Below are 26,023 nucleotides of genomic sequence, written 5' to 3'. Positions count from 1 at the left end.
TCTGCGGCCATTATGCTTGGAAGGTATAAACATAATGTTTTAGTCATCGACAAGATGAACGGAAGATCGATGCTATGCAGAAGCTATCATAATTTGTTAGGGTGGCCTGACGGGGTAAGCGGACAGACACTGCGTACTCTTGGAAGAGAACATGCAGAAAAATACGGAGTAAAATTTTTGAAAAAGCTGGCAGCAAAAGTCGAAAAGCAAGGAAAAGATTTCCTTATCGAAACGGACGATCGCAGCATATACAAAACAAAAAAATTGCTGATTGCAACAGGGGTTACCGACCGCATACCAGAAGTGCTGTCAGAAATAAAGCATTGTTTAGGCATTTCGGTATATGTTTGCCCTGATTGCGATGGATATGAAGTAGATGGGAAATCGGTCATTGTAATGGGGGCAGGAAAAGCAGGAGCGAAGCTGGCTCTCTCACTAACGTACTGGACGAAAGACATTCAGTACGTGAATCATGATGGAGAAGAAATTAATGCTGCATTAAAAAATGAACTTTCTAATAAAAATATCGAATACATAAAAGAACGGTTAACGAAAGTGATGAGAGACGGTGAATGGTTTAAGGGAGTTGAATTGGAAAGCGGAAGACGCCTTTTGGCGGATAGAGGCTTCCTCGGATTTGGCGGCAATCGCGTTCATTCAGATCTTGCCGCTCAGCTCGGCGCCGAGCGATTAGAAAATAAGCATCTAGTCATCCATGCACGGACGAAAGAAACGAGCGTCCAAAATGTTTGGGCAGCCGGAGACGTTGCGGCTCACTCGGAACAAGCTGCAATCGCAATGGGGGATGGAATCCAAGCAGCGATTTGGATTCATAAACGGCTTTTAGAGGAACAACGGACTTGATGTTGATTGATAGATCTGAAAATTCCGAGCTGTTCAGGGCTCCATTATTTTGCCGATTTTACGACCGTAAAAGTTATCGACAAAGAATGACGAGCAATTTAGGAGCGAATGCTCGGATTTGTCTTGAATTAGTATTGGAAAAAGTTGACTGAACATAAAGCTAGGAGGGGGAGGACATCAATTGTTTTGAGCGCTGGAAGTTTCGATGCCCTACTTTATGTTGACATGAAGATATTTATGATTACAGCCTTTCAAGGCTGCAGAGAAAGTAAATGTGATTAAATAAGTGAGAATCCGAAAATGGAAGTTCTGCACATGATAGGGATTGAGCATTTGTTTTTGGCGAAAAAGCTCTCTTCAATCTTTAATTTTTTTACGATGAAGGCTCAGATGTTTTCAACTAAAGCCCCGAATTGTTGAAGTGTATGTTTCACATACTATTCTCCAGCTGTACATAGGAATTTTTATCAAAGACAAGAAATCATTCTATATTATTTGCACGATAAGATTCATTTGCAGCTGCTTTCCTTTGTTGAAGTAAAAATAAAAATACACCTAATAAAACAAAGAAGCCGCCTGCAATCTGCAAACCGACAACAGTTTCATCTAAAAGGATTGCCGCTAAAATTGTAGCTCCTATAGGTTCAAATAAAACACTCATCGAGATAGTGGCTGAGTGTACATACTTTAATAAAAAATTATATATTACATGAGCGATTGTAGGGACTATTGCCAGCAACAAAAAAATTCCCCATTCCTTTGAATCATAACCGCTGATCGGTAAATTTCGCAAAAAGGTTTAATCGTTAAAGTAACTGCAGCAAAAAAATACACAAAAACTGTAAATCCAATGAGAAATCAGCTTTACCGTATTTTGTCCGATTAATAAATAACAAACAATTGCCAAAACACTTAAAAAGGATAAAATATCACCAATAATGACTGATTGGCGATTAAGCCCAAAATCACCCCATCCAACCATAACTACTCCTATAATTGAAATCACGATAGCGATTAAAGTTGAAATAGTTGTTCTTTCTTTGCAAATTAAAAATCCTCCTAACAAAGCGACTATAGGCTGCAAAGAAAGTATTATCGTCGAACTGGCCACAGTTGTCAAAGATTAAAACCACAAAGCAAAATATAAGGCTAAAAAAACACCTGCAGCTAATAAAATCAGCCATTCCTTTTTGGAAATCTTACTAAATCTTTGCTATTTACATAGATCATTGGCAACAATAATATAGAGGCTAAATACATACGATACATACTTAGTATAGTTGCCGGTGCTTCCGACCATTTGACGAAGATTGCTGCAAAGTTACAGAAATGATCAGCAGAAATCCAACCGTTTTTTTCATTTTTCCTCATTTGGGTTCAATACACATTCTCATACGATTACGATACTGTAGAAACCCGCTTAATACCTAATAAAATCACGGGCAACAGTATACCTATGAAGTAGAAACTGTTTAACGGTATTATCTATAATTTCTCAAATTGCTTCTGCGAAATTATTTCAGCAGCGATCCAGAACGAATATTCCATATCCAGTGATGTTAGTTTATTCGAAAATCTATTACTCAGATAATTTCATCAATTAACTTTTTATATTATCTTTATAAACTGGTCAGCCCTGTATTAACTGTTCGAGCTGTACCAATACCTCATTAGTTTTTTCGGATTTAGAGGCTGATTTTCTCGCTCCTAAATCGATTAAATTCGATCAAATTCTGTTTTGCTTTTTTAAAGGATAAATTCTAAATAAACAGGATTTTTAATCAAACTTTCAATTTTATATAAGACGATTATTTATCAAACTTTATGTTACATCTGCATTTTGCAAATGAAGTAGATATATCGTTTAACTGAGCAGCCGTTAATCCTTTGGCTTTTTTGCTGCAAGCAATTCTTTTTCCTTGCCTAGGACAAAACATTCATATTGCACCGAAGCCCGATTGAAAAAAGAAATCGAACGGATTGCTCAAAGTGGTATTATGCACTGGTTCTATGGTCATAGAGATTCTTAAAAAAATTATGGCAATACGGATGAAAAAGAGCTATGATGAGTATATTACATATTCAAAAAATTACAATTATTGGGGTGAAACTATGGTCGCTCATGAAATTGAATACAAACTTCATGGAGACGATATGCAATTTGTCGAAATTGAACTTGATCCTGGCGAAAGCGCCATAGCAGAAGCCGGCGCCATGATGATGATGGACGATGGTATTGAAATGGAAACAGTTTTTGGTGACGGAAGTAATCAATCAAAAGGTTTATTAGGTAAACTTGTTGGCGCAGGGAAGCGTTTGATTACTGGAGAAAGCTTATTTATGACAGTGTTTACAAATCATCAGATGGAAAAAAAACATGTTTCCTTTGCCGCTCCGTATCCCGGAAAAATTATTCCGCTTGATTTAAAGGAATTCGGCGGGAAGGTCATTTGTCAAAAGGATTCATTTCTTTGCGCTGCAAAAGGGGTTTCCGTCGGAGTTGAATTTCAACGGAAATTAGGGACAGGATTTTTCGGCGGTGAAGGATTTATTATGCAGAAGCTTGAGGGAGATGGATTAGCTTTTCTTCATGCAGGCGGAACGATTATCCAGAAGGATTTGCTCCCAGGAGAAAAACTTAAAATTGATACAGGCTGTTTAGTAGCAATGACAAAAGATGTTGATTACAATATCGAATTTGTCGGCAAAGTGAAAACGGCATTCTTTGGCGGCGAAGGTCTGTTTTTCGCAACCGTACGTGGACCGGGTTCTGTTTGGGTGCAATCATTGCCCTTCAGCCGTTTAGCTGACAGAGTTTTGGCCGCGCAAAGTGGAGGCAAAGATGAAGGCAGCATTTTAGGCGGAATTGGGGATTTGTTTGATGGAGATTGATTATTTGCAATGACAAGAGGAAGCGGCTCATACGATTCCTCTTTTTTTTAATGAAAAAGGCCATAATAAAAACCTTTGTGAAAAAAATAAAATAGTAGTATAATATTTAAATATTAAAATTAATTGAAAATTAAAAAAGGAATTAAAAGCGGGGGGATTTATTTTGGCGCAATTACGCAGCAACATGATCAAGAAAGGGTTTGACCGTGCACCGCATCGAAGCTTGTTGCGCGCAGCTGGTGTAAAAGAAGAAGATTTTGATAAACCGTTTATTGCGGTTGTTAATTCATATGTGGACATTATTCCAGGCCATGTTCACTTACAAGAATTTGGAAAGCTTGTAAAAGAAGCGATTCGCGAAGCTGGCGGCGTGCCATTTGAATTTAATACGATCGGTGTCGATGACGGAATTGCAATGGGGCATATCGGCATGCGCTATTCACTGCCAAGCCGAGAAATTATTGCTGATTCTGTTGAAACAGTCGTCAATGCACACTGGTTTGACGGCATGGTCTGCATTCCGAACTGCGACAAAATTACGCCTGGTATGTTGATGGCAGCTATGAGGATTAACATTCCGACGATTTTTGTCAGCGGAGGACCGATGGCTGCCGGAAGAACAAGCGACGGCCGGAAAATTTCCCTATCTTCAGTTTTTGAAGGAGTAGGAGCTTATCAATCAGGAAAAATAGATGAAAACGGATTAAAAGAACTTGAAATGTACGGCTGTCCGACTTGCGGATCTTGTTCAGGCATGTTTACAGCAAACTCAATGAACTGTTTGTCTGAAGCATTAGGTTTGGCCCTGCCAGGGAACGGAACGATTTTAGCTGTTTCGCCTGAACGGAAAGAACTTGTCAAACAAACGGCAAAACAATTAATGAAATTGATCGAAATGGATTTAAAACCTCGTGATATTGTGACGGAAAAAGCAATTGATAACGCATTTGCTTTAGATATGGCGTTAGGTGGTTCGACCAACACGGTCTTGCATACTTTAGCCCTTGCCAATGAAGCAGGCGTTGATTATCCGCTTGAACGGATCAATGAAGTGGCGGAAAGAGTGCCTCATTTAGCAAAGCTTGCGCCGGCATCTGATGTTCATATTGAAGATTTACATGCAGCTGGGGGAGTTTCCGCCGTATTAAATGAGTTGACGAAAAAAGAAGGAACTCTTCATTTAGACTGCATGACGGTAACAGGAAAAACGCTCGGTGAAAATATTGCCGGATGCGAAGTAAAAGATTACAACGTTATTCGCCCAATTGATAATCCGTTTTCTGAAAAAGGCGGACTTGCCGTATTATTTGGAAGCCTAGCTCCAGATGGCGCTATCATTAAAACAGGCGGCGTTCAAGGAGGAATCACTCATTTTGACGGCCCTGCCGTAATTTTTGATTCTCAAGAGGAAGCGCTTGAAGGAATTGCGAAAGGAAAAGTAAAAGAAGGGGATGTTGTCATCATTCGCTACGAAGGTCCTAAAGGAGGCCCGGGAATGCCTGAAATGCTTGCGCCGACATCACAAATTGTTGGGATGGGTCTTGGACCGAAAGTTGCTCTCATCACGGATGGACGTTTCTCCGGTGCATCCCGCGGTTTATCGATTGGCCACGTATCACCTGAAGCTGCGGAAGGCGGACCGATTGCCTTTGTAGAAGAAGGAGACCGTATTGTGATCGATATTGAAAAACGGACGATTGATGTGCATGTTAAAGAAGAGGAATGGAACAAACGAAAAGCGGAATGGAAAGGCTTTGAGCCAAAAGTGAAAACCGGTTACTTAGCTCGCTATTCCAAACTGGTTACATCTGCTAGCACAGGCGGCATTATGAAAATTTGACGTCACTAACCGCCCCCTTTTTCAAAAAATTAAAAATCGGACAGATTTTCCTATATTATTCATAGCTGCACATATTTCTAGAAAGACGCGACAGTCGCGTCTTTCTAGCATTTTTCAGATGATCTCACTTGATTTGGCGAATTTTTCTGATCCAATACTGCTGGAAAGATGAGGGGAAGCAACATACAGAAAGTGTGAAACAAAGATCTGCTCATCTCGTTTTGACGCATATAAAACAGAGAAAGGATTCAGAAGAAGCACGAGAACGGATTGTTTTTTTCATTATGAAATTATGAAAGCCCATTTTTTAATGATTTCAAATGGGCTTTTTCATGTTTTAAAGTTGAAGGGGGCTGTCCAGAAAGTCAAATCGCCATTGAAAACAACACCGATATATCAACGTTTCTAAAACATTAATGGGGGCGTCAATAAGCCGTAAAAACGACTTATCAGACACCCCCTTCATCTATTTTTCAAGCGCTTACATTTCGGCTTCTTTATATCCAGTATTGGCTTTAAACGTCACTTCAGCATATTTTTTCTCATCCCGCTTGGCGGAAACAAGCGTACCAATCAAACCACCGATAAAACCTGCTGGTACTGATATGAGCGCTGGGTTTGTCAGCGGGAAAATAGGATCGCCGACAAAAAAGGCTTTTCCAGCTTCAGGATGAATGACATTTGGGCTGATTGACACTAATACAATCGCTGTAATTAAACCAGCCAGCATGGCAGTGACCGCTCCGGCAGTGTTAAATTTTTTCCAATAAATCGTATAAACAATGACGGGCAAATTAGCGCTTGCCGCTACACAAAACGCAAGAGACACAAGAAATGCAACATTTAATGATTGAGCGCCAAGGGCTAGCAGGATTGAAAATGCGGCAACGCCTACAGAAGCCCATCTTGCAGCTAACACTTGCTGTCTTTCCGTAGCTTTTCCTTTTTTAATGATCTGTCCATAAATGTCGTGCGCGAATGCGGACGCACCAGACAAAACTAAACCTGCAACAACAGCTAATATTGTTGCAAAAGCTACTGCAGAAACAAAGGACATTAAGAAATCTCCTCCAAGTGCTTTCGCAAGCAGCGGCGCCGCCATATTTCCAGCAGGATTTTCGGCTATAATCGTTTCTGAACCGACAAATTTGGCTGCACCGAATCCTAAGAAGATTGTCATGACATAAAAGATTCCGACAACCCAAGTTGCATTAACGACTGACGCACGTGCAGTTTGTGCATCTTTAACGGTAAAAAAGCGCATTAATATGTGAGGAAGCCCTGCCGTTCCCAACACTAAGGCCAGCATCATGGAAAGTAAATCGAGCGGATTTTTATATACAATTCCTGAATGCAAATAATTTTCGCCGTGTGGAGTCGCTTGTGACATCTCGTTAAACATGCCAACGATATTAAAGTTAAATTTCAATAAAACAAGGAATGAAATAATGACCGTTCCTGCCATAAGCAATAAAGCCTTTATGATTTGCACCCAGCTAGTTGCTGTCATTCCTCCAAATAATACGTAAATGGTCATCATGACTCCAACGATCAATACGGCGATCCAATACTCAATCCCCAATAACAATTTAATGAGTGCACCTGCACCAACAAGCTGTGCGATCATATAAAATATAACAATTGTGATGGAACTAAGAGCAGCTGTTGCACGGACTTTTCTCTCACTGAATCTTGAGTTGATCATATCTGCGAGTGTATATTTTCCTAAATTTCTGAGAGGCTCTGCAACGATGAATAGAACGAAGAGATATGCGGTTAAATAGCCGATGCTGTAGTAGAAACCATCAAATCCATTCAATGCGATGGCGCCTGCGATACCAAGAAATGATGCGGCTGATAAATAGTCTCCAGCTATCGCAAGTCCATTTTGCCACCCAGTCAAGCCTCCGCCGGCTGTGTAAAATTCGTTTGCGGTTTTTGTTCTTTTTGCAGCCCAATACGTGATATATAACGTGACTAAAAGGATGATTAAAAACAGAATAAATGCTGGTACACTCATGAAAGTGCAGCCCCCTTATTTTATTTTATATTTTCTTCAATAATTTCTTCCGCCAATTGGTCAAATGTTTCCGCTTTTTTTACATACATCGTAGCGAACACCCAAACCATGACAAAAAGACCAAGCGAATAGAGCCATGTCCATGTAATCCATCCGATTGCTTTATGCTCCAAGATGGATGTATAACCCGTGAGAATCGGCAATAAAAAGTAAGTGATGAGAAAAACGATTATAATGGGTACAATAAAATTCCGCTTTTTTTGAATCAACTGTTGAAATTTGCTCGTTGCAACAATTTTCTCATAATCGAGAACGCGCTCCCCCTGTTCTTTTTCCTTTCCGAATGTTTCCATTGTACCATCCCCTTTCTTTGGTAATATTCGTAATTTTTTGTCAATTACAATAATAAGTTATGCTAAAAAAATAGTCAATCATTTTTGTAAAACGTTTTCAAAATTTTGTTTGTAACATTTTGGAAGTGAGAGGCTGCATTGACACACAAAATGGAATCGTTTACACAAATGCGTTTGGATGTCCGGAAATCAGGAAGCTGAATGAATGCATAGTCAGTGATGGCCATTCAAAAAAACAGTAAAATCTATTGTAAGATTTTACTGTTTCGATCATTTTTATTTCCAATGCTTTCGCAAAAATTCATCCCGTCCGGAGATTTCCCGATCTTTTTTGTATGCTTCTGGATTTTTTTGATAAAAATTTTGATGATATTCTTCTGCTGGGTAAAATGGCGCAACCGGTAAAATTTTGGTTACGATCGGTTTATTGAATTTTCCGCTTTTGGCTAAGGCGAGTTTAGATTGTTCTGCCAGCGTTTTTTGCTCATTTGAATGATAGAAAATGGCTGTCCTGTACTGACTGCCTCTGTCGTGGAATTGTCCGCCGTCATCGGTCGGATCGATTTGCTGCCAATAAATTTCAAGGAGCTTATCATATGGGAACACCGTTGGGTCAAATTCGATTTGTACCGCTTCATAATGCCCAGTTGTCCCTGTTTTGATCTGTTCATAAGTAGGATTTTCAACATGCCCGCCCGTATAACCAGAAATGACTTTCTCAATGCCGTCCCACTGGTCAAAAGGTTTTACCATGCACCAAAAACAGCCTCCGGCGAATGTTGCTTTCTCTAGCTTCTTCTCCAATTTCTTCACTCCTGGTCCAGTTAGAATGAGTTAAAGTTTAATAATATCATAAAGTTAATGGCAAATCCCGAGATTAAACAGTAAAATTTTAAATTGCCCAGCGATAATAGCTATCCATAAAATGGAGGCTATAGAATAGATCGCGGTTCGTTTTCTAAAATTTTTATATTTCAAGATAAAAAATGCCGCTACTGATACGATGGAAAAGAAAACAGTTAAACCTAACATTCCGACAAATGGAGTAGACCAATAATAATTGTTAAAAATCGGGATGATGATTGTTGGTGTGTAAAACTTTGACAGCGAATAGATGCCAAACAGCCATGAGATAATCATGGAAACAAAGATGAAAACAGTTGTCAATTTAATTGCCAAAGGTATCTCCTTTCTGACTTTTATTCCGATCTGTTTAATTGTATTTTATGTATGCTGCACGTTGTTGTCAATTGATTAAGTTTATAAATGATATAATAAATGAGTGAGCTATCTAAAAGCGACTAAATTGAAGAAATGTAAAATCTGTAGCCGAAAAAAGGCAATACAAAAAAATTAATTCGCTTCCGTTTAGGCGAGTAGAGTGGATCTTTTTATATCAGGCTGCGTGTCTTCTGAGCTAACAGTCAATCTTTTTCAAGGGGGACTCTTTTTTCGATTTAGGGGAGGGGAAGGTTGCAAGCTTCCGAGCTTTGCAGCCAGATTGAACTAGTAGCTCGAACACAAGATGGTGAAACCAACCTTTTAAGCAGCCGAAGCGAAAAGGAGGAAAAAAGCTTGCATAAAAGATCTTTAGACGGTTTCTGCGTTCAACGAAAAAAGTCTATCTTTAAATGAAAATTTTCAATATTGTGGGGCTGACCCTGTTATTTCCAACGGAAGTAATCGAAAACAAGAGCAGGATTTTAAAAAACGATAAGAGGAGGAATCGACATGGTCTTTGCAGGAAAAACAGTCATTATAACCGGCGGTGCACAAGGGATCGGGAAAGCGATCGTTTCCGCCTATGCAAAAGAAGGAGCAACAGTTGTGATAGCGGATGTGAATGAACAAAAAGGAAAGGAAACAGCTGAGGAATATGGAGCGACGTTTATCAAAACGGATGTCAAAAATCATAAGGACGTCATCAAATTAATAGAAACGGTCAAACATACAACGGGAAGAATCGATATTGTGATTAACAATGCAGGTGTTTCAAGATTTAAATCTCTTTATGAGCTAACGGTTGAAGAATGGGATGACATATTACAAACAAATCTTCGCAGCGTATTTTTATTTGCAAAGGAATCTGCAAAATATATGCGAGAAAATGAAAGGGGAGGTTCGATCATTAATATTGCTTCAACAAGAGCGTTCATGTCTGAAAAAGATTCGGAAGCGTACGCTGCGTCTAAAGGCGGCATCGTTGCTTTAACACACGCTTTAGCTATTTCATTGGGGGAAGACAAAATCAGAGTCAATTGTATAAGCCCCGGCTGGATTGAAACGAACAACTATGAACTGCTTACTGAGCGTGATCATCTACAGCATCCTGCAAAGCGAGTCGGAAAACCGGATGATATTGCCAGAGCGTGTTTGTTTTTAACTCATCCCGACAACGATTTTATTACGGGAGAAAATATTATTATTGACGGCGGCATGACGAAAAAAATGATATATGAAGAATAAATCTTGATAAAAGGTAAGGAAGCAAGAGAGCCCCATTCGTTCAAAAAAAGCTCTCAGCAGGACGTGGTCGTAAATCCTTCACCGAGCGGCACTTTGCTTATTCGAAGGCTGCGTCAATGTAAGATGAAAGAAAAAGGTGATTCTTGGATGAAACAGACGGATTACTCAGAAGGAAATATTTTAAAGCAGCTCATCACTTTTTCCTCGCCTATTTTATTAACGAACTTGCTTCAAGTTTCTTATCAAATAATTGACAGTTTATGGGTTGGAAACTTGCTGGGGGCTCGTGCATTAGGGGTGGTGTCTCTCTCTGGAACTGTCATTTTCACAATTCTTTCTTTCATAATCGGGATCAACCAAGCAACATTAACGATTTTGTCCCAATTAAAAGGAAAACGCGATGAACAAGGGTTGAAACGGTATGTGAATGCCTTTGTTGTCACGCTGTTTATATTATCGATTTTGCTTGGAGTTTTTGGATTTATTTTTGCCGAACGGATTTTATTTTTGCTTGGAACACCTGACAGTTTAGTTGCAGATGCATCCTTATACTTGCGAATTAATTTTCTTGGAATTATTTTCTTATTCGGCTACAATTTTGTGGCGACATTGATGCGTGCGCTTGGAGAAAGCAAAGCCCCGGTTTATTTTGTTGTTTTGGCTGTTCTTTTAAATGCCGCTTTAGATCCATTATTTATTTCTGGATTTCAATTCGGCATAGCCGGAGCGGCTTATGCAACAGTGATTTCCCAAGGGATCGCCTTTTTATTCGGAATATATTTGGCGATTCATTACAAATTAGTTCCTTTTACATGGCCGCGTATGCCGAAAAAAGAAGAAGTTTCTCTTATTTTAAAAATCGGGGTTCCGTCCGGCATGCAAATGATGGTCATTTCCGCTGGAGTGACGGCGATCATGAGCGTTGTAGCTAGTTTTGGCGAAGACGCGCTGGCCGGATTCGGCGCTGCTCAGAGGCTCGATAATATTATCTTGCTTCCCGCAATGGCCCTCGGAACTGCTGTCAACAGCTTGGCAGGCATAAACATTGGTGCAAATCGATGGGATCGAGTTTATAAAATTGCTCAATATGGATTGATGTATAATTTAGCTATTATGGTTTTGATATCATTGCTAATTCTCTTTTTCGCCCGTTTTGGTGTGGAATTATTTATCCAGGAGGAAGAAGCGGTGCAATTTGGTGTGAATTATTTAAAAATCGTCGCTTTCTTCTATCCGTTTCTTGGCATCAATTTTGTGTTAAACGGTGTTGTTCGTGGATCTGGTGCGATGATGCAAGTCTTAATTTTAAACATCATCTCGTTTTGGGTGCTGCGTTACCCGCTCACATACCTTTTTTCCAATTGGATCGGCGAAGACGGCATCGGTGTCGGAATGGGCGTCAGCTTTGTTATTTCCAGCTTATTCGCCTTTTTATATTTTAGGCTCGGCGGGTGGAGGAAAAAAGAATTGTTTCACGGTACAGCTTAAATAAACAGCCATCCCATAAAGCTATTTTAGGGATGGCTCGCTCTCCAGCATATCGATAAAATAGTAGATCATCCGGGCTGTCAGCCCCCAAATCACTTTATCTTTATAATAATAAAAATGTTCTTCTATTTTCGGTGAATTCCATTTATATTTTTTTCCCCCGATGATGCTTTCATAAGGAAAATTTTCTTCAGGTTCTGCCCGAAAATGAACTTCATAAATTTCTGGCTTCGTTTCTAAAAAGAATTGAAAAGGAACTGTAAATACTTCGCCGACTTCGTCTTTGTTTGGCTCTAACGAAGCGTCAGGGTCGATCATGCCAACAAAAGGATAAACAACCGTTCCGTAGGCAGTCATCACATAATCAAGCGGATATACATGCTGAATCATATCGGCTGAAATACCTAGCTCTTCTGATGTTTCGCGAATAGCTGTATGTTTTGCATCGTGATCGGTCGGCTCAACTTTCCCACCTGGAAAACAAATCTCGCCGGGCTGCCTTTTTAATTTTTTGGCGCGTACTTCAAACAACAAATGAACTTCATCATTTATTCGCATAAACGGAAGCAATACCGCAAATTTTACTAAACGATTCATCCCAATTATCGTCGGAGTATGATTTTTAACCTTCTTTATAATATCTTCGATCTCCATACTGTCACCTTCAATCTAACATAATCGATTAATTTCATTATAAATGAAAAACAGAACTGGTTGGCGAATGGCATGCATATTTTCGAATAAACGTAAAAAATTTCGCAACAATAAATAAGAAGATGATGATATATATGAGAGGTGAGCAAAAATGAAGTGGTTTAAAAACAAAAAACGTACACATGAACAAACGGAACTCGAAAGAAGAACGGATGTACATGACTTATATGAACCGTCCCGTGAAGCATATGGTCAAGCCTATACCGTAGAAGATGGGACAAAAAACAAAAAATAAAAATTTTATAGACAAAATGCTGTCTCCTATTCCTTTTTAAATGGCGAAGATCTACAGAATATATAAATGATTTCTGTGGATCTTTTTTAGTTGTTAAGGATTTCTCTGAAAGTAGAAATTTCAAGGAATTGTACCTTTTGCAATAAATGAAACGCTGCAAAGATGGTCTGAAATTGCGATTATAGGATTCATATGCCGATGGCACAATATTATGTTTCGTTTATAAAACAAAAAACATGACAATTATGTAAAATATGATATAGTTTACATATAACAAAACATATGTAAAGACATCAGAAAGAGGTGAAGTTGACAAGATGAAAGAGATGTCAACAAAAAAGCTATTAGGCATTGCGGGACTCGCATGGCTTTTTGATGCAATGGATGTCGGCATTTTATCTTTTATCATTGCCGCGTTAAAAGAAGATTGGAATTTGACGGCAGAACAAATGAGCTGGATCGGGAGCATCAACTCGATCGGCATGGCTGTAGGGGCATTTTTCTTCGGTCTTTTGTCAGACAAAATTGGCAGAAAAACTGTCTTTATTATCACATTATTGTTATTTTCGATCGGCAGCGGTCTGTCGGCTTTTACAACCACATTAGCGGTATTTTTGCTGTTAAGATTTTTTATCGGCATGGGGCTGGGAGGTGAATTGCCAGTAGCATCAACGCTAGTATCAGAAAGCTCGCCGACAAAGGATCGGGGAAGAATGGTCGTGCTGCTTGAAAGTTTTTGGGCTGCAGGATGGTTGATCGCGGCAATTATATCTTATTTTGTTATTCCTCAATTTGGCTGGCGTCTCGCCCTTATTTTAACAGCTCTTCCGGCTTTTTATGCGATTTATTTGCGCATGAAGCTTCCGGATTCAAAAAAATTCAAATCGATACAAACAAAATCAAATGTATGGAAAAATATCGCAGCTGTCTGGTCAAAAAAATATGTAAAACAAACAGCTGTACTTTGGGTGTTGTGGTTTTCTGTTGTTTTTTCTTATTACGGGATGTTTTTATGGCTTCCAAGCGTTGTGATGATGAAAGGCTACAGTTTAGTGCAAAGCTTTGAGTATGTTCTTATTATGACGATTGCACAGCTTCCGGGATACTTTAGTGCGGCGTGGCTCATTGAACGAATTGGTAGAAAATTTGTTCTTTCTCTTTATTTATTTGGCACTGCACTGAGCGCATTCTTTTTCGGATTTTCCGATACAACGGCTGAGCTTTTAATATCTGGAATCTTTTTATCATTTTTTAACTTAGGGGCTTGGGGAGCGCTTTATGCTTATACACCTGAGCTTTATCCAACAGAAATTCGCGGGACAGGTGCGGGAATGGCCGCATCGTTCGGAAGAATTGGTGGCATTTTCGGACCTTTATTAGTTGGTTATTTAGCCGCTCTCAAAGTTTCCATGGTAGCCATTTTTTCAATTTTTTGCGCTGCCATTATTATTGGAGCACTAGCTGTTCTATTGTTTGGACAAGAAACAAAAGCGTTGGAGCTGGAGTAAAAATACAGCCTCTAAAGGAATTAACCCTTTAGAGGCTCATTTAATTTGAAAATAATCAGCTAGTTGATTGGCCAAGTAGCGTAGTTCAGGATATTCATGGAGATTTGACAACATTCCTTTAATGACCGGAGTTCTTGGCTTTTCAGCCGTTATTTCAGCTTCTAACACTTCAATCGTAATGTTTAACTGTCCATCATCGATTATAGAACGGCTCATTTCTTTTATCTCATTTAAAATGTTCAACGGATGGCTAGGGGATTGAGGATGATTGAACATTTTGGTCATGATCTCAGCTGGAATGATGGGGTCATTTTGTTTTGCCAGCATTCCTTTGACTAAATCATCTGCTGTTTGCAAAATGTATTTTGCCAATTTTTCCTCATCTACTCTCACCCTATTTTCAAATATGAGGAACTGAATGAATGAAAAAAAGATTCCTTGAACGATAATGTTTACATCTGCTATATACTTATCAATTGACTTGCCGTAAATGTTTTTCAGATTGTTTGTTAAAAAATGAAAAAAATCGTTTCTTAGGTTTTGTAACAACGAATCAATTTTTTCATTATTTTCTTTTAAATTTTCATGCATCTGCGTAATAAATATTTCTTTATGCGCCAAAAATTCTTTTAATTGAACTGACAATTGTTTAATAAACCGCTCTTTTGGATCTTCGTAATTTGCCCCGATTTGCTCCGTTTTTTTCTTTAACTGACTAAAAAACTGCTCCAATAATTTAATTAACAGCTCGTCTTTTGACTTGAAATAAAAATAAAACGAACCTTTCGGAATGCCACATGCATTGGTAATTTCTTGGATGGAGGTGGAAGAAACGCCTTTTCGAGCAAACAGCTTCATCGCAGCTTCAATGATTAAACGTTCTTTTTCTTTCACATGAACATCCCCTTATTGTCGGAAAAAATTTTATTAGTTTAGTTGACTACTAGTTAACCGGTCAATTATAATGACTATATAGTCAACTTACTATAAGTATGTATAAAAAAAGGAGAATTGTCAAATCTTCATGAAAGGAATGGGACTTGGTGGAGAACATTATTAAATTTTCGCTCCGTAATAAACTGGCTATTTGGATTTTAACTATCATTGCAATTTTTGCGGGACTATTTTCTGGATTTAATATGAAGCTGGAGACGATCCCGGACATAAACACTCCCATCATAAGTGTTACGACTACATATCCAGGTGCAACCCCTGAAGAAGTACAAGAGAAAGTGACGGTTCCTATTGAAGAAGCTGTTCGCAATTTGAACGGGGTGGAAATCGTCAGCTCTAATTCGTTTGAAAATGCATCTTCTATTCAAATCGAATACAAATTTGAAAAAGATATGGAACGAGCAGAAGAGGAAGCTGAAAAGGCAATCGAACAAGTCGAACTTCCTGATGGAGCAGGAGAGCCTAAAATTGCAAGATTTAGCATGAACGCTTTCCCTGTTTATACAGTGAGCTTTTTTGATGAAGGAAAAACACTTCCTGAATTAACTGAACTGGTTGAAGACATCATTGTTCCTGAATTGAAAGGAATTGATGGAGTAGAAAGCATTGTAACTTCTGGACAGCAGGTAGAAGAGGGGCGGCTTGTTTTTCATCAAGACAAATTAAAAGAGCTCGGGCTAAATGAGGAAACAATAAAAAATTATATTCAAGGTGCGGATCTCCGTGCGCCATTAGGTCTTTATACATTTAAAGACACGGAAAAGTCTGTTGTCGTTGACGGAAATATTACGACAATTGACGATTTGAAAAAGCTTAAAATCCCAGTCACAGGATCAGCACAAGGGCAGCAAGCCGGAGAGGCGCAAATGAGCCAAGTGCCAAACGGTTTGTCTGGAGCAAATGGTGCAGCGCCAAATCAGGCGATCCAGCAGCAAAGCATTGAATTGCCAACAGTCGAATTAGGAGAAATTGCCGATATCGAAATCGTCGGAAAAGCTGAATCCGTATCAAGAACGAACGGAAAAGAAGCAATCGGACTGCAAATTGTAAAAGCTACTGATGCGAATACAGTTGAAGTCGTAAATAAAGTAAAAGAAAAATTGGATGAATTAAAAGACGAATATAAAGGCCTCGGAGTCGTTTCAACGCTGGACCAAGCAGAACCGATTGAAAAATCTGTTGAAACAATGCTGAATAAAGCTCTGTTCGGTTCGATTTTTGCAGTTATTGTCATTTTGCTGTTTTTACGCAACATTCGTTCAACGTTGATTTCCGTGGTGTCAATTCCGCTTTCCATATTAATTGCATTAATCATTTTGCGTGAAATGGACATCACGTTGAACATGATGACGCTTGGAGCTATCACAATGGCGATCGGCCGCGTCATTGACGATTCGATTGTCGTCATTGAAAATATTTACAGACGGATGACATTAAAAGGGGAGCCGTTAAAAGGGAAAGAGCTGATTATTGCAGCGACAAAAGAAATGTTTATTCCTATTATGTCCTCAACCATTGTGACGATAGCGGTTTTCTTGCCGCTCGCATTTGTCGAAGGGATGGTCGGACAGCTATTTATGCCGTTTGCCCTTACGATTGTATTCTCGCTTTTAGCGTCCCTTTTAGTGGCGATTACTATTGTGCCGGCACTTGCTCACGTTTTATTTAAAAAAGGAGTAAAACGGAAAGGCGAAAAAGAAAAGGAAGCTGGCTTTTTGGTTACTAACTATAAAAAAATATTAAATTGGTCTTTGAACCATAAATGGATAACATCATTGATTGCGATTCTGCTTCTTGTCTCCAGTCTGTTTTTAATTCCTGTCATCGGTGTAAGCTTTTTGCCGAATGAACAAGAAAAGCAAGTTATCTTAACGTATGATCCGGATCCAGGGCAAACGCTGGAAGAAGTAGAAGATATCGCATTGAAGGCAGAAGATTTCCTTGTCGACCGTGATCATGTAAAAACGATTCAATTGTCTGTCGGAAGCGAAAATCCGATGAATCCTGGAAATCGAAATCAGGCCATTTTCTTTATTATGTATGAAGATGACACACCGAATTTTGAAAAAGAAAAGGAGAAAATTGTTAAAGACTTAAATGAATTAACGAACGAAAAAGGCGATTGGGGCACCATTGACATGATGATGGCAAGCAATGAGTACACATTGTATGTGTTTGGCGATTCGATGGAAGATATTGAGCCTGTCGCCCAAAAAGTGCAAAAAATCTTGGAAGATGAAAAAAACTTGAAAAATGTCGAATCAGGTTTATCGAAAACTTATGATGAGTTCACGTTTGTTGTTGATCAAGAAAAGATGAGCAAGCTAGGATTGACCGCTGGGCAAATTGCGATGGCATTAAGCCAACACCATGAACGGCCGGTTTTAACAACAATCCAAAAAGAAGGTCAAGACATTGAAGTTTATATTGAAGGGGAAGAGCAAACATTTGATTCGATTGATGAGATGAAAAAGAAAACCATTCAGTCCCCACTTGGCATGAATGTGAAAATTGGAGATGTAGCGAAAGTAAAAGAAGGCGAAACATCCAATACGATTACTAGACGCGACGGAAAATTTGCAGTATCAGTCAGCGGAGAGATTACTACTAATGACGTTAGCCAAGTAAATGCAAACATTCAAAAGAAAATAGATGGTTTAGAATTGCCGCCTGGTGTGAACATTGAAACAGGTGGAGTGTCCGAACAGATCAATGAGTCGTTTTCACAATTAGGATTGGCTATGCTCGCTGCCATCGCTGTTGTCTACTTTGTGCTGGTGGTTACGTTTAGTCAAGGACTTGCGCCTTTTGCCATTCTATTTTCACTTCCATTTACCGTCATCGGCGGATTTGTAGCGCTATGGCTTGGGGGAGAAACATTGAGCGTTTCAGCTTTGATCGGTGCGCTCATGTTAATCGGTATTGTTGTGACGAATGCGATTGTGTTAATTGACCGTGTCATTCATAAAGAGCGTGAAGGACTTTCTACAAGAGATGCGCTCATTGAAGCAGGGGCAACTCGTCTAAGACCGATTTTAATGACTGCGCTGGCAACAGTTGGAGCATTGCTTCCTCTCGCATTAGGTTATGAAGGAGATGGAGGCATGATCTCGAGAGGACTTGGTTTAACCGTCATCGGCGGATTGACCAGCTCGACTTTGCTGACTCTCATCATTGTTCCAATCGTCTATGAAGTATTAAGCAAATTTAGAAGAAAAGCTCCAATCGAGGAATGATAAGCAAAAAACCTGAAAAGCACTGAATAGGCTTTTCAGGTTTTTTGCATAACTTGCTGAAACAGTTTTTATGAAAATAAGAATATCAATTGTTTTGAAAAATTTTTAAAAGGGTCAATTATTCAAATTCCGGCAATAAAAAAACGCGCTAAAAAGCGCGTTTTTTAAACGGAGAAGGTGAGATTCGAACTCACGCGGCGGTTGCCCGCCCTAACGCATTTCGAGTGCGTCCCCTTCAACCACTTGGGTACTTCTCCATGGTCGGGAAGACAGGATTTGAACCTGCGACCCCCACGTCCCGAACGTGGTGCTCTGCCAAGCTGAGCTACTTCCCGAAAAACGTCAGCATTGATATTATATATTAAAATAAAAAATTTGTCATCAAAAAATTTTAACCAATCAACAAAAAGTTTGGAAAAGGAAATTAATCTTTTTTTGTTGAATTATGTAGTAGGCAAATAAAAGAAAGGAGTCACATAACATTGAAGGTACAAAACATTGGCGATGACATCACATTAATTGATCTTTTTGACTTAGGATTAGAAAACAGAACAGGGGCTTACGTTCTTCACGAAAAAGAGCTGACCATCATCGAAACAAGCGCGAGCCCGTCTGTCCCATATTTATTAAAAGGTCTTGATAGTTTAGGAATTGATCCGAAGGATGTTCAAAACATCATTGTTACGCACATTCATTTAGATCATTCGGGAGGTGTCGGGCTTTTCCTTAAACATTGCCCAAAAGCAAAAGTGTTCGTCCATCCCCGCGGGAAACGTCATTTGCAAGATCCATCCAGATTAATTGCCAGCGCCAAAATGGTGTATGGAGAGGAGCAATTTCAAAAATTGTTTGATCCGATTTTGCCCGTGCCAGAAGACCAGCTAGTTGTAAAAGAAGATTTGGAAACGCTTCAAGTAGGCGATGATCGCGTGCTGACGTTTTATCACACACCAGGTCATGCAAATCACCATTTTTGTATACATGATTCCAAAAGCAACGGCATCTTTACCGGCGACACGATCGGAGTTTTTTATTCAATGCTCTTAGATTCAGACTTAGAGTTTTATTTGCCGTCTACTTCTCCTAACCAGTTTGATCCGGATAAAATGCTTGAATCATGTGAAAGAATCGAAGCATTAAACGTTTCGAAAATATTTTTCGGTCATTTTGGCATGAGCGAGCATCCAGAGGAAGTTTATAAACAGCTAAAATATTGGCTGGACATTTTTGTAGATCAAGGCAAAGCGGTTGTAAAAGAGCATGGAAGCTTGCCGTTTGAAGAAAGATCAAAGCTTCTATCTGATAGATTGTACAGCACGCTGCAAGATTACTTAAAGAAAAAACATATTTCCGAAGATCATCAAGTGCACGAGTATTTAAAAATCGATATGGGCATTTGTGCGCAAGGGATTATTGATTACTTGCAAAAAGCAGAAAATAGATAAGGCTTGTATGGAAAGGGATATACGCAAAATTAAAAATGTTGCGTTACAAACGAATAATCCGACTCATACTAATGGGTTTGTGTTAGAACCTGGTAATTGGGAGGAATATGATCGATTTTAATGCTTGCGGAGGATATTTTTCAGCAAGGGACGTTTGACCTTCATCCCCATCGGGGAATCGAAACTGTCACATATGTAATTGACGGGATTTTGGAGCATTTTGATAACAAAAATGGATATGGCAAGCAAAGCCGGGGATGTTCAATGGATGACTGCTGGAAGAGGAGTAATCCATCAAGAAGATCCTGCACCTGGATCTACCGTTCACAGTCTAGAGCTGTGGGTTAATTTGCCGAGTTCAAAAAAACTGACCGCTCCCCGCTATCAAAATTTGAAAAGTGCTGACAGGCCAGTTAGAAAAGAAAAAGGAGCGTTGATTCGGATTTTTTCTGGTTCGTCAAAAGGTATTCAAGCGCCGACTAAAAAATTACGTTCCTGTCACGATGGTGGAAATGATTCTGGAACCTGATGCGTCCGTTCATCAAGATCTTCCGGAAAACTATAATGGTTTTCTTTATATTTTAGAAGGAAAAGGCTTGTTTGGTGCGTCTAAAACAAAAGGGGAAAAAGGGCAAGTGCTGTTTTTAACAAAGGGTGCTGAGGGAGAGGAAAGCTACATAACCGTCACAACGACAGACAAACTCCGGCTGCTTCTATATGCGGGAGAACCTCTCCATGAACCTGTCACAGCTTACGGTCCGTTTGTTATGAACACGTAAGAAGAAATACGGCAAGCAATCGTCGACTATCAAACAGGAAAGTTTGAATGAAAGAGAATAACAGTTTGATAAACTCTCCGACTTTTATGCACGGAAGGAGAGTTTTTTTGGTAAATAAAAATTATTTCTCGGGAAAGCGCAAAATTCAACAATGATAAAGAAAAAACGAGAAAAAAGGTAGCATCTGTCGAATGGTTGTATATTGAAATGTTTTGTGTCAGATTATGTGACATAAATCATGTTTCGTTCTCGTTCGGCTTGTTACAATAAAGAGTAAATTAGTGGAGACAGTAGGTGATAAATATGCTGTTTTTAAAAAAATGGAATCGAGCAGCGGATCATGAAGAAGATAGACAAAAAAAACAGATGGAGGATTCGTTTGCGGCACAGGTGGAAGTTGCTGCGGATCAATTAAAAGGCGTCATTGAGCAAATGAAATTAACCGCTGTTTCCCTTGATGAACGATCTTCCTCGAGTAAAAAAAGCACGTTTCAGCTATTAGAGCATATTGAGCAGACCGCGCAAGACACAAATAACGTTTCAGAAAAGATGCGTAAAATTGAAGAGGCAGCTGTGAAAATCACAGCATCTTCTCAAGAGATACATTCCTCAAGCATATTATTTTATGAACAGCTCGTAAAATCGAAAACGCAGCTGCAAAAAATACAAGAAGAAACGGAACAGCTGCGGCAAAATCATTTGAAAATTCTTGATCAAATGGATCGGCTCGTTTCTTTTTCCAAACAAATGGATCACATTCTTTCTTCGATTGGAGCGATTTCCCAAAAAACAAAAATACTTGCATTAAATGCAAATATCGAATCGGCAAGAGCCGGAATACATGGGAAAAGCTTCTCGGTCGTTGCAAATGAAATTGGAAATTTAGCAAACCAAACGCATGATGCGGTTGAAGAAACACATCAAATTCTTTCTTCGATTCAATCAGAAATTGAGTTTTCGACCAAAATGGTAAAATCGGAAAACGATCAGATGAAAAAGAATGTGGCTGAATTACTATCTTTAATTGATGTTATCCATTCTTTTCAAACATCGTTGGGCAAAATCACATCAATGGTATCGGATTCGAAAGACGCTGTCGAATTACAGTGTGATCATGTACAGGAAATTACTACGGTGCTCAAGCAAATTTCAGATATGGCTCATGAAAATAAAACATATGCACTGAGAGTTTCAGAAGATATGGATAAGCAGCACCAGCATATTGAAGAGATGATTGCCATCAGCGAGACATTGGATCAAACCTCTAAAGAGCTGCAAACGTTAGTCAAAAGGGATCAGCTTCAACAAATTACAGAAATAGATTTGGCAAAAATCAACGAAATGAAAGAAAAAGTGATGAATCTTTTATCACAATTTCCATTGTATGAACTAGATGCGGATGTTCATAAAAAAGCATTGGATCAATTTTTTGAGGAGAACGAGCATATCGAAGCTATTTGGTCGAATCGACTGGACGGTACATTCGTTTATTCCAACCCTCCTGCAGGCTTAATAAATGCAAAAGCCCGTCCTTGGTTTATCGAAGCTAGTAAAAATAAAATCTTTATATCAAGCATCTATACATCTGCTGTTACAAAAAAACCGTGCATCACCATTTCCTTCCCCATTCATAAGAACGGAGACATCGTCGGGGTTATCGGTGTCGATTTAATAGTAAAATAAGCAGATGGTTTCAATCCTTTTTGAAACGATATAATTTTCGCCCTTTTATTTAAAAATGCGGTTTCACAACCGCGTTTTTCTTTTCTCTCAAACAAGAAAATTAAAAAAAAGAGAATGAATACTCAAAAAATTTTCAGAAAGATTAGCCTGTTTTTCTGCTCGATCCATCCGCTTCTCTTTAACTCCGCAACACAATGCTTAAAGCATTTTTTTAATGATGGATAAGAACATGTCTTTTTCCTCGCTTCCATTACGAGCCGCAAAATTTCCCCTTCGTTAAAGCCGTTTCTCTTGTTTATATGGAGCAAATAAAAACAAGTCAATAAAATCCAGACACACACTTCAGACAAATTTCCTTTGGCAAATTCTTTAAAAACGAATTCCGGGACTTGAAAATACCTATTTTTTACATTTTTATGTAGATGCTGTTCAATAATTGATTCATGATGGTCTTTTTTATACTCATTATTAAATATGTAGAGAGGCAGTGAAAAATATTTACGATGTTCATAGAAAGAAGGATTTAATTCATTTGTCAACATCTTGACCCCCAAAAACCCTTTTGATCAGCATGAACGGGAAATATTTTCGTAGAATTGTTTATTTTTGGCCGGTGCCCGCTTTTGTTTCTTCCAGTTTGATAAGAAAGGAAATGACATCTGCAAGTGCTTGCCTATAAACTAGCAAATTTTGAGTATCCATCAAACAATAGATGGTTCCTTTTAAATCATCGCAATCGTTTTTGGCTATGCCCAGCTTTTTAAGCTTTTCTTCAAGCTCGTTGTATAGAGCTTTGAGCTCACGGTTTTGTCGATTTAACAAAGCTTGCTCAATTCGATTATAAGCGAATTCATTGAAAGCTTGCTCAAAGTTCATCTATGCTCACCCAACCCTTTGAAGATAAAAATGAATAAAAAATATTCATTTTTATAGTAATACAAAACGAATTGAAAGTAAAATAGGAAAACGTTAAACTATATTATAGATGAAGTAGCAAAGAAGGAATGTAACAGATGGAAATCAATAAAAAAATCGGAGAACAAATAAGAGAAGTGCGAAAAAAGTATAATATATCGATGGTTCAACTGGCCGAGGATTTGGAAATTTCTCAGCCAAGGCTTTCCAGAATCGAAAATGGTGAACAAGAAATTCCTATTAGCCTCATTCAAAAGTTTTGCCAAAGATTTAATATACCGATGGGAAGCTTTTTTAAAATGATCGATAACGAGGACATATCCCTTGTTGATGATCAAGTAGAACATATTCTTTCTACTTTAAATGATGAGCAAAAGAAAGCATTATATGTTTTTTTATCTTCTTTTCAAAAATAACCCTCCATCCCTTGATCCCTTCATGAATTCGTGACGAAAGGCAGACCGAAAATAAACGAACAAATGTTCCTTTTTATTTTACCATGTTTTGATAGTTTTTGGAAGCGGTGAGAATCCTCTTTATTTTATTTTTATGGAGAGTTGAATCACCGCTTTTTAGATCCAGGCAAGTAACTGCCGTATTATATGCACAGTAAAAATGGAACATGCTGATGCATCGGCTTAAAATATTTTGCTAGAATGTAAGAAGCCAAAAAGTATGTTTGAACAAAACTATATACAGTTGATCCACTTTTCAAAAGCACAATCAAATGGAACTTCTGAACCATTTCAATAAAAATGACTCGAAAATCATTTAAACATTGTCGTAATAAAGCGAGAAATATTTGGGATTTGAGTTGGAATGGAAGTCGGCAGCGAAACATATTTATCTATAAAACGGAGCATAACTGCTATGTTGATGCAGCTTCCTAGAAAATCTTACAGTTCTCAATGAAAGGTTTTTTAGAAGCTCGCCAATTTCATGGCGGGCCAAGCAAATTGATACAATGACAGCAGGACGAAAAATATGAAATGATGCTTAATGATTGACAGCCGCGCCATAAACTAATAAAATTGGATTGAAAATTCGGAATTTTTAGGAGGGGACCAAATGGAGAAATTTGAGAACTACAATAAAAGCTATATTAACGGACAATGGGTTGAAGGAAAAAGCGAAAGCATATTTGAAGATGTTAATCCTTACGATAATTCCCTCATCACAAAAGTGCGTTTAGCAACAAGAGAACAAGTGCAAGAAGCATTTGAAATCGCTCAACAGGCACAAAAAAAATGGGCGAAATCGTCTGTTGAAGAAAGAAAGGAAGTTATTCGAAAAGCAGCAGAATATTTAAAGTCTCATCAGGATGAAATTGTAAGCGTTATCACTCGTGAGACAGGCGGAACTGTTTTAAAGGCGAATGTAGAATTGCACTTGACGCTGGAGGTTCTCGAAGAAGCCTTGAACTATGCAGGAGCCATACATGAAGTCAGGGAAGTCCCAAGTGCAATTGAAGGGAAAGTGAACAAAATTTACCGTCTTCCGCTCGGAGTGATTTCATCAATATCACCGTTCAATTTCCCGATGAATTTATCGATGAGAACAATCGCTCCTGCGATTGCATTAGGAAACAGCGTTGTCCATAAACCGGATATACAGGTAGGTCTTGTTGGAGGCTCGATCATTGCGAAAGCATTTGAATATGCCGGACTTCCAAAAGGAGTCTTCAACATGATTTTAACCGATATTCCTGAAATCGGTGATGAAATGTTGACAAATCCGATTCCGCGCTTAATTAGTTTTACCGGCTCCACCGCCGTTGGCAGACATATCGGTGAAATTGCTGGCCGCAATTTGAAACGGGTTGCGCTGGAGCTTGGAGGCAACAGTCCGTTTGTCGTGCTGTCGGATGCCAACGTAGACCAGGCAGTGAACGCCGCTGTTTTCGGCAAGTTTATCCACCAAGGACAAATTTGTATGATCGTCAATCGCTTTATCGTTCATAAAGATCATTACGATGAATTTGTGGAAAAATTTGTTTCCAGAGCAAAATCTCTTCCTTATGGGAACCCTTCCGATCCCAATACGGTCATTGGACCATTAATCAATGAAACGCAGCTGAAAAAAGCTTTAAGCTACATTGAAGAAGCTAAGAAGGAAGGCGCAACACTTGTCTTAGAAGGGAAAAGAGAAGGAAACGTCCTCACTCCATTTGTCTTTACGAATGTCAAAAATTCAAGCAAGCTCGCGCAAACAGAAGTTTTTGCGCCCATCGCGACAATCATTAAGGCTGAATCAGATGAAGAAGCGATTGAAATGGCAAATGACACCGAATATGGTTTAAGTTCTTCTATTTTCACCAGCGACTTGAATAGAGGGGAACAGCTTGCGTTGTCCATTGATTCAGGCATGACCCATATCAATGACCAAACAGTCAATGATGCTCCAAATATTCCATTCGGCGGAAACAAAGGAAGCGGTTTAGGACGTTTCGGAAATCCATGGGTTGTCGACGAATTTACCGTGACAAAATGGGTTTCAGTTCAAGAAAAAGAGCGTCAATTTCCGTTTTAATGATGACAACTCCCTATACATTGTGTAGGGAGTGATTTATTGTAAGAGGAATTTTGGACGAGGAAATTCCTTTTGGGGAATAAGCGATAGTTCTAGAGAAAA

21 protein-coding genes, 2 tRNA genes and 2 pseudogenes are annotated in these 26,023 nt (G+C 38.9%); 13 read left to right on the top strand and 12 right to left on the bottom strand.

Features of this window, described 5'->3' with window-relative positions; all coding sequences use genetic code 11:
- Window positions 1–12: 12 nt before the first annotated feature.
- Complete coding sequence (locus NSQ94_RS10530; RefSeq protein WP_339230736.1) at window positions 13–864, top strand: NAD(P)/FAD-dependent oxidoreductase; 852 nt, start codon at window positions 13–15, stop codon at window positions 862–864.
- A 481-nt stretch (window positions 865–1,345) separates the two neighbouring features.
- Here NSQ94_RS10530 and NSQ94_RS10525 read toward each other — a convergent pair whose 3' ends face one another.
- The 3 genes and pseudogenes from NSQ94_RS10525 to NSQ94_RS10515 form a co-directional block, all read right to left on the bottom strand.
- The gene (locus tag NSQ94_RS10525) at window positions 1,346–1,606 is read right to left on the bottom strand and encodes an EamA family transporter (protein ID WP_339229025.1); all 261 of its coding nucleotides are present in this window, start codon (window positions 1,604–1,606) and stop codon (window positions 1,346–1,348) included.
- A 57-nt stretch (window positions 1,607–1,663) separates the two neighbouring features.
- Complete coding sequence (locus NSQ94_RS10520; RefSeq protein ID WP_339230766.1) at window positions 1,664–1,846, bottom strand: hypothetical protein; 183 nt, start codon at window positions 1,844–1,846, stop codon at window positions 1,664–1,666.
- Between the two features lie 51 nt (window positions 1,847–1,897).
- A pseudogene (locus NSQ94_RS10515) lies at window positions 1,898–1,975 on the bottom strand (hypothetical protein); the annotation flags it as partial.
- 1,001 nt (window positions 1,976–2,976) lie between these two features.
- On the opposite strand from NSQ94_RS10515, the gene NSQ94_RS10510 reads away from it, so the two are divergent.
- Both NSQ94_RS10510 and ilvD read left to right on the top strand, forming a co-directional pair.
- Complete coding sequence (locus tag NSQ94_RS10510; RefSeq protein ID WP_063389744.1) at window positions 2,977–3,756, top strand: TIGR00266 family protein; 780 nt, start codon at window positions 2,977–2,979, stop codon at window positions 3,754–3,756.
- Window positions 3,757–3,919: 163 nt separating this feature from the next.
- A complete protein-coding gene (gene ilvD, locus NSQ94_RS10505) occupies window positions 3,920–5,596 on the top strand; it encodes a dihydroxy-acid dehydratase (protein ID WP_066246612.1) in 1,677 nt (558 codons plus the stop codon).
- Window positions 5,597–6,077: 481 nt separating this feature from the next.
- Here ilvD and NSQ94_RS10500 read toward each other — a convergent pair whose 3' ends face one another.
- The 4 genes from NSQ94_RS10500 to NSQ94_RS10485 all read right to left on the bottom strand — a co-directional run bounded on the left by NSQ94_RS10500 (window position 6,078) and on the right by NSQ94_RS10485 (window position 9,148).
- Window positions 6,078–7,616 carry a cation acetate symporter gene (locus NSQ94_RS10500; protein WP_066246614.1) on the bottom strand — a complete coding sequence of 513 codons (1,539 nt, stop codon included), beginning with the start codon at window positions 7,614–7,616 and terminating at the stop codon, window positions 6,078–6,080.
- Between the two features lie 20 nt (window positions 7,617–7,636).
- Entirely contained in the window at window positions 7,637–7,969 is a 333-nt protein-coding gene (locus NSQ94_RS10495) for a DUF485 domain-containing protein (RefSeq protein ID WP_066246616.1), read from the bottom strand.
- A 276-nt stretch (window positions 7,970–8,245) separates the two neighbouring features.
- Entirely contained in the window at window positions 8,246–8,722 is a 477-nt protein-coding gene (gene msrA, locus NSQ94_RS10490; RefSeq protein WP_339230734.1) for a peptide-methionine (S)-S-oxide reductase MsrA, read from the bottom strand.
- A 105-nt stretch (window positions 8,723–8,827) separates the two neighbouring features.
- Window positions 8,828–9,148 (bottom strand): hypothetical protein, encoded by a 321-nt coding sequence (locus tag NSQ94_RS10485; RefSeq protein ID WP_066246618.1) that lies wholly within the window; start codon window positions 9,146–9,148, stop codon window positions 8,828–8,830.
- Between the two features lie 552 nt (window positions 9,149–9,700).
- On the opposite strand from NSQ94_RS10485, the gene NSQ94_RS10480 reads away from it, so the two are divergent.
- Entirely contained in the window at window positions 9,701–10,435 is a 735-nt protein-coding gene (locus tag NSQ94_RS10480; RefSeq protein WP_066246619.1) for a glucose 1-dehydrogenase, read from the top strand.
- Between the two features lie 147 nt (window positions 10,436–10,582).
- Window positions 10,583–11,923, top strand: a complete 1,341-nt coding sequence (locus NSQ94_RS10475; RefSeq protein ID WP_063389603.1) for an MATE family efflux transporter — start codon at window positions 10,583–10,585, stop codon at window positions 11,921–11,923.
- A 21-nt stretch (window positions 11,924–11,944) separates the two neighbouring features.
- Here the strand turns inward: NSQ94_RS10475 and NSQ94_RS10470 are convergent, their stop codons facing one another.
- Complete coding sequence (locus NSQ94_RS10470; RefSeq protein WP_066246620.1) at window positions 11,945–12,577, bottom strand: CoA pyrophosphatase; 633 nt, start codon at window positions 12,575–12,577, stop codon at window positions 11,945–11,947.
- 151 nt (window positions 12,578–12,728) lie between these two features.
- On the opposite strand from NSQ94_RS10470, the gene NSQ94_RS10465 reads away from it, so the two are divergent.
- On the top strand, window positions 12,729–12,872 hold the full coding sequence (locus NSQ94_RS10465) for a hypothetical protein (protein WP_165381921.1): 144 nt from the start codon (window positions 12,729–12,731) through the stop codon (window positions 12,870–12,872).
- Between the two features lie 317 nt (window positions 12,873–13,189).
- Window positions 13,190–14,380 carry an MFS transporter gene (locus NSQ94_RS10460; RefSeq protein WP_063389587.1) on the top strand — a complete coding sequence of 397 codons (1,191 nt, stop codon included), beginning with the start codon at window positions 13,190–13,192 and terminating at the stop codon, window positions 14,378–14,380.
- Between the two features lie 36 nt (window positions 14,381–14,416).
- On the opposite strand, the gene NSQ94_RS10455 is transcribed toward NSQ94_RS10460, so the two are convergent.
- Window positions 14,417–15,274, bottom strand: coding sequence for a TetR/AcrR family transcriptional regulator (locus NSQ94_RS10455; protein WP_063389586.1), 858 nt, complete (start codon window positions 15,272–15,274; stop codon window positions 14,417–14,419).
- A gap of 149 nt (window positions 15,275–15,423) precedes the next feature.
- Between NSQ94_RS10455 and NSQ94_RS10450 the strand changes: the two genes are divergently transcribed.
- Window positions 15,424–18,570, top strand: coding sequence for an efflux RND transporter permease subunit (locus NSQ94_RS10450; RefSeq protein ID WP_066246621.1), 3,147 nt, complete (start codon window positions 15,424–15,426; stop codon window positions 18,568–18,570).
- Between the two features lie 169 nt (window positions 18,571–18,739).
- On the opposite strand, the gene NSQ94_RS10445 is transcribed toward NSQ94_RS10450, so the two are convergent.
- Both NSQ94_RS10445 and NSQ94_RS10440 read right to left on the bottom strand, forming a co-directional pair.
- Window positions 18,740–18,827 (bottom strand) — tRNA-Ser (locus NSQ94_RS10445).
- Window position 18,828: 1 nt separating this feature from the next.
- A tRNA-Pro gene (locus tag NSQ94_RS10440) sits at window positions 18,829–18,905 on the bottom strand.
- Between the two features lie 147 nt (window positions 18,906–19,052).
- Here NSQ94_RS10440 and NSQ94_RS10435 point away from each other — a divergent pair.
- From NSQ94_RS10435 to NSQ94_RS10425, 3 genes and pseudogenes are all read left to right on the top strand, one after another.
- Window positions 19,053–20,015, top strand: coding sequence for an MBL fold metallo-hydrolase (locus NSQ94_RS10435; RefSeq protein ID WP_066246623.1), 963 nt, complete (start codon window positions 19,053–19,055; stop codon window positions 20,013–20,015).
- Window positions 20,016–20,022: 7 nt separating this feature from the next.
- Window positions 20,023–20,794: pseudogene (locus NSQ94_RS10430) on the top strand (pirin family protein).
- 303 nt (window positions 20,795–21,097) lie between these two features.
- Window positions 21,098–22,477, top strand: coding sequence for a methyl-accepting chemotaxis protein (locus NSQ94_RS10425; RefSeq protein ID WP_066246625.1), 1,380 nt, complete (start codon window positions 21,098–21,100; stop codon window positions 22,475–22,477).
- Window positions 22,478–23,077: 600 nt separating this feature from the next.
- Here the strand turns inward: NSQ94_RS10425 and NSQ94_RS10420 are convergent.
- Window positions 23,078–23,353, bottom strand: coding sequence for a hypothetical protein (locus NSQ94_RS10420; RefSeq protein ID WP_063389581.1), 276 nt, complete (start codon window positions 23,351–23,353; stop codon window positions 23,078–23,080).
- Between the two features lie 137 nt (window positions 23,354–23,490).
- Here NSQ94_RS10420 and NSQ94_RS10415 point away from each other — a divergent pair, with 137 nt between their 5' ends.
- Together NSQ94_RS10415 and NSQ94_RS10410 are read left to right on the top strand one after the other, a co-directional pair.
- Complete coding sequence (locus NSQ94_RS10415; protein ID WP_063389580.1) at window positions 23,491–23,808, top strand: helix-turn-helix transcriptional regulator; 318 nt, start codon at window positions 23,491–23,493, stop codon at window positions 23,806–23,808.
- Between the two features lie 652 nt (window positions 23,809–24,460).
- Window positions 24,461–25,921, top strand: a complete 1,461-nt coding sequence (locus NSQ94_RS10410; protein WP_066246629.1) for an aldehyde dehydrogenase family protein — start codon at window positions 24,461–24,463, stop codon at window positions 25,919–25,921.
- Window positions 25,922–26,023: the final 102 nt, after the last annotated feature.

It is taken from the genome of Aeribacillus sp. FSL K6-2833, from assembly GCF_037965815.1.
Taxonomy (GTDB): domain Bacteria; phylum Bacillota; class Bacilli; order Bacillales; family Aeribacillaceae; genus Aeribacillus; species Aeribacillus composti.
This window is presented reverse-complemented; position numbering and strand designations above follow the sequence as displayed.

What these genes read in the sequence shown, in the direction of transcription:
- NSQ94_RS10460 (WP_063389587.1), top strand. Translation starts at nt 13,190, where the DNA reads ATGAAAGAGATGTCAACAAAAAAGCTATTAGGCATTGCGGGACTCGCA.
- NSQ94_RS10465 (WP_165381921.1), top strand. Translation starts at nt 12,729, where the DNA reads ATGAAGTGGTTTAAAAACAAAAAACGTACACATGAACAAACGGAACTC.
- NSQ94_RS10415 (WP_063389580.1), top strand. Translation starts at nt 23,491, where the DNA reads ATGGAAATCAATAAAAAAATCGGAGAACAAATAAGAGAAGTGCGAAAA.
- NSQ94_RS10480 (WP_066246619.1), top strand. Translation starts at nt 9,701, where the DNA reads ATGGTCTTTGCAGGAAAAACAGTCATTATAACCGGCGGTGCACAAGGG.
- msrA (WP_339230734.1), bottom strand. Translation starts at nt 8,722, where the DNA reads ATGGTAAAACCTTTTGACCAGTGGGACGGCATTGAGAAAGTCATTTCT.
- NSQ94_RS10425 (WP_066246625.1), top strand. Translation starts at nt 21,098, where the DNA reads ATGCTGTTTTTAAAAAAATGGAATCGAGCAGCGGATCATGAAGAAGAT.
- NSQ94_RS10470 (WP_066246620.1), bottom strand. Translation starts at nt 12,577, where the DNA reads ATGGAGATCGAAGATATTATAAAGAAGGTTAAAAATCATACTCCGACG.
- NSQ94_RS10520 (WP_339230766.1), bottom strand. Translation starts at nt 1,846, where the DNA reads ATGGTTGGATGGGGTGATTTTGGGCTTAATCGCCAATCAGTCATTATT.
- NSQ94_RS10530 (WP_339230736.1), top strand. Translation starts at nt 13, where the DNA reads ATGCTTGGAAGGTATAAACATAATGTTTTAGTCATCGACAAGATGAAC.
- NSQ94_RS10500 (WP_066246614.1), bottom strand. Translation starts at nt 7,616, where the DNA reads ATGAGTGTACCAGCATTTATTCTGTTTTTAATCATCCTTTTAGTCACG.
- NSQ94_RS10410 (WP_066246629.1), top strand. Translation starts at nt 24,461, where the DNA reads ATGGAGAAATTTGAGAACTACAATAAAAGCTATATTAACGGACAATGG.
- NSQ94_RS10475 (WP_063389603.1), top strand. Translation starts at nt 10,583, where the DNA reads ATGAAACAGACGGATTACTCAGAAGGAAATATTTTAAAGCAGCTCATC.
- NSQ94_RS10495 (WP_066246616.1), bottom strand. Translation starts at nt 7,969, where the DNA reads ATGGAAACATTCGGAAAGGAAAAAGAACAGGGGGAGCGCGTTCTCGAT.
- NSQ94_RS10510 (WP_063389744.1), top strand. Translation starts at nt 2,977, where the DNA reads ATGGTCGCTCATGAAATTGAATACAAACTTCATGGAGACGATATGCAA.
- NSQ94_RS10420 (WP_063389581.1), bottom strand. Translation starts at nt 23,353, where the DNA reads ATGAACTTTGAGCAAGCTTTCAATGAATTCGCTTATAATCGAATTGAG.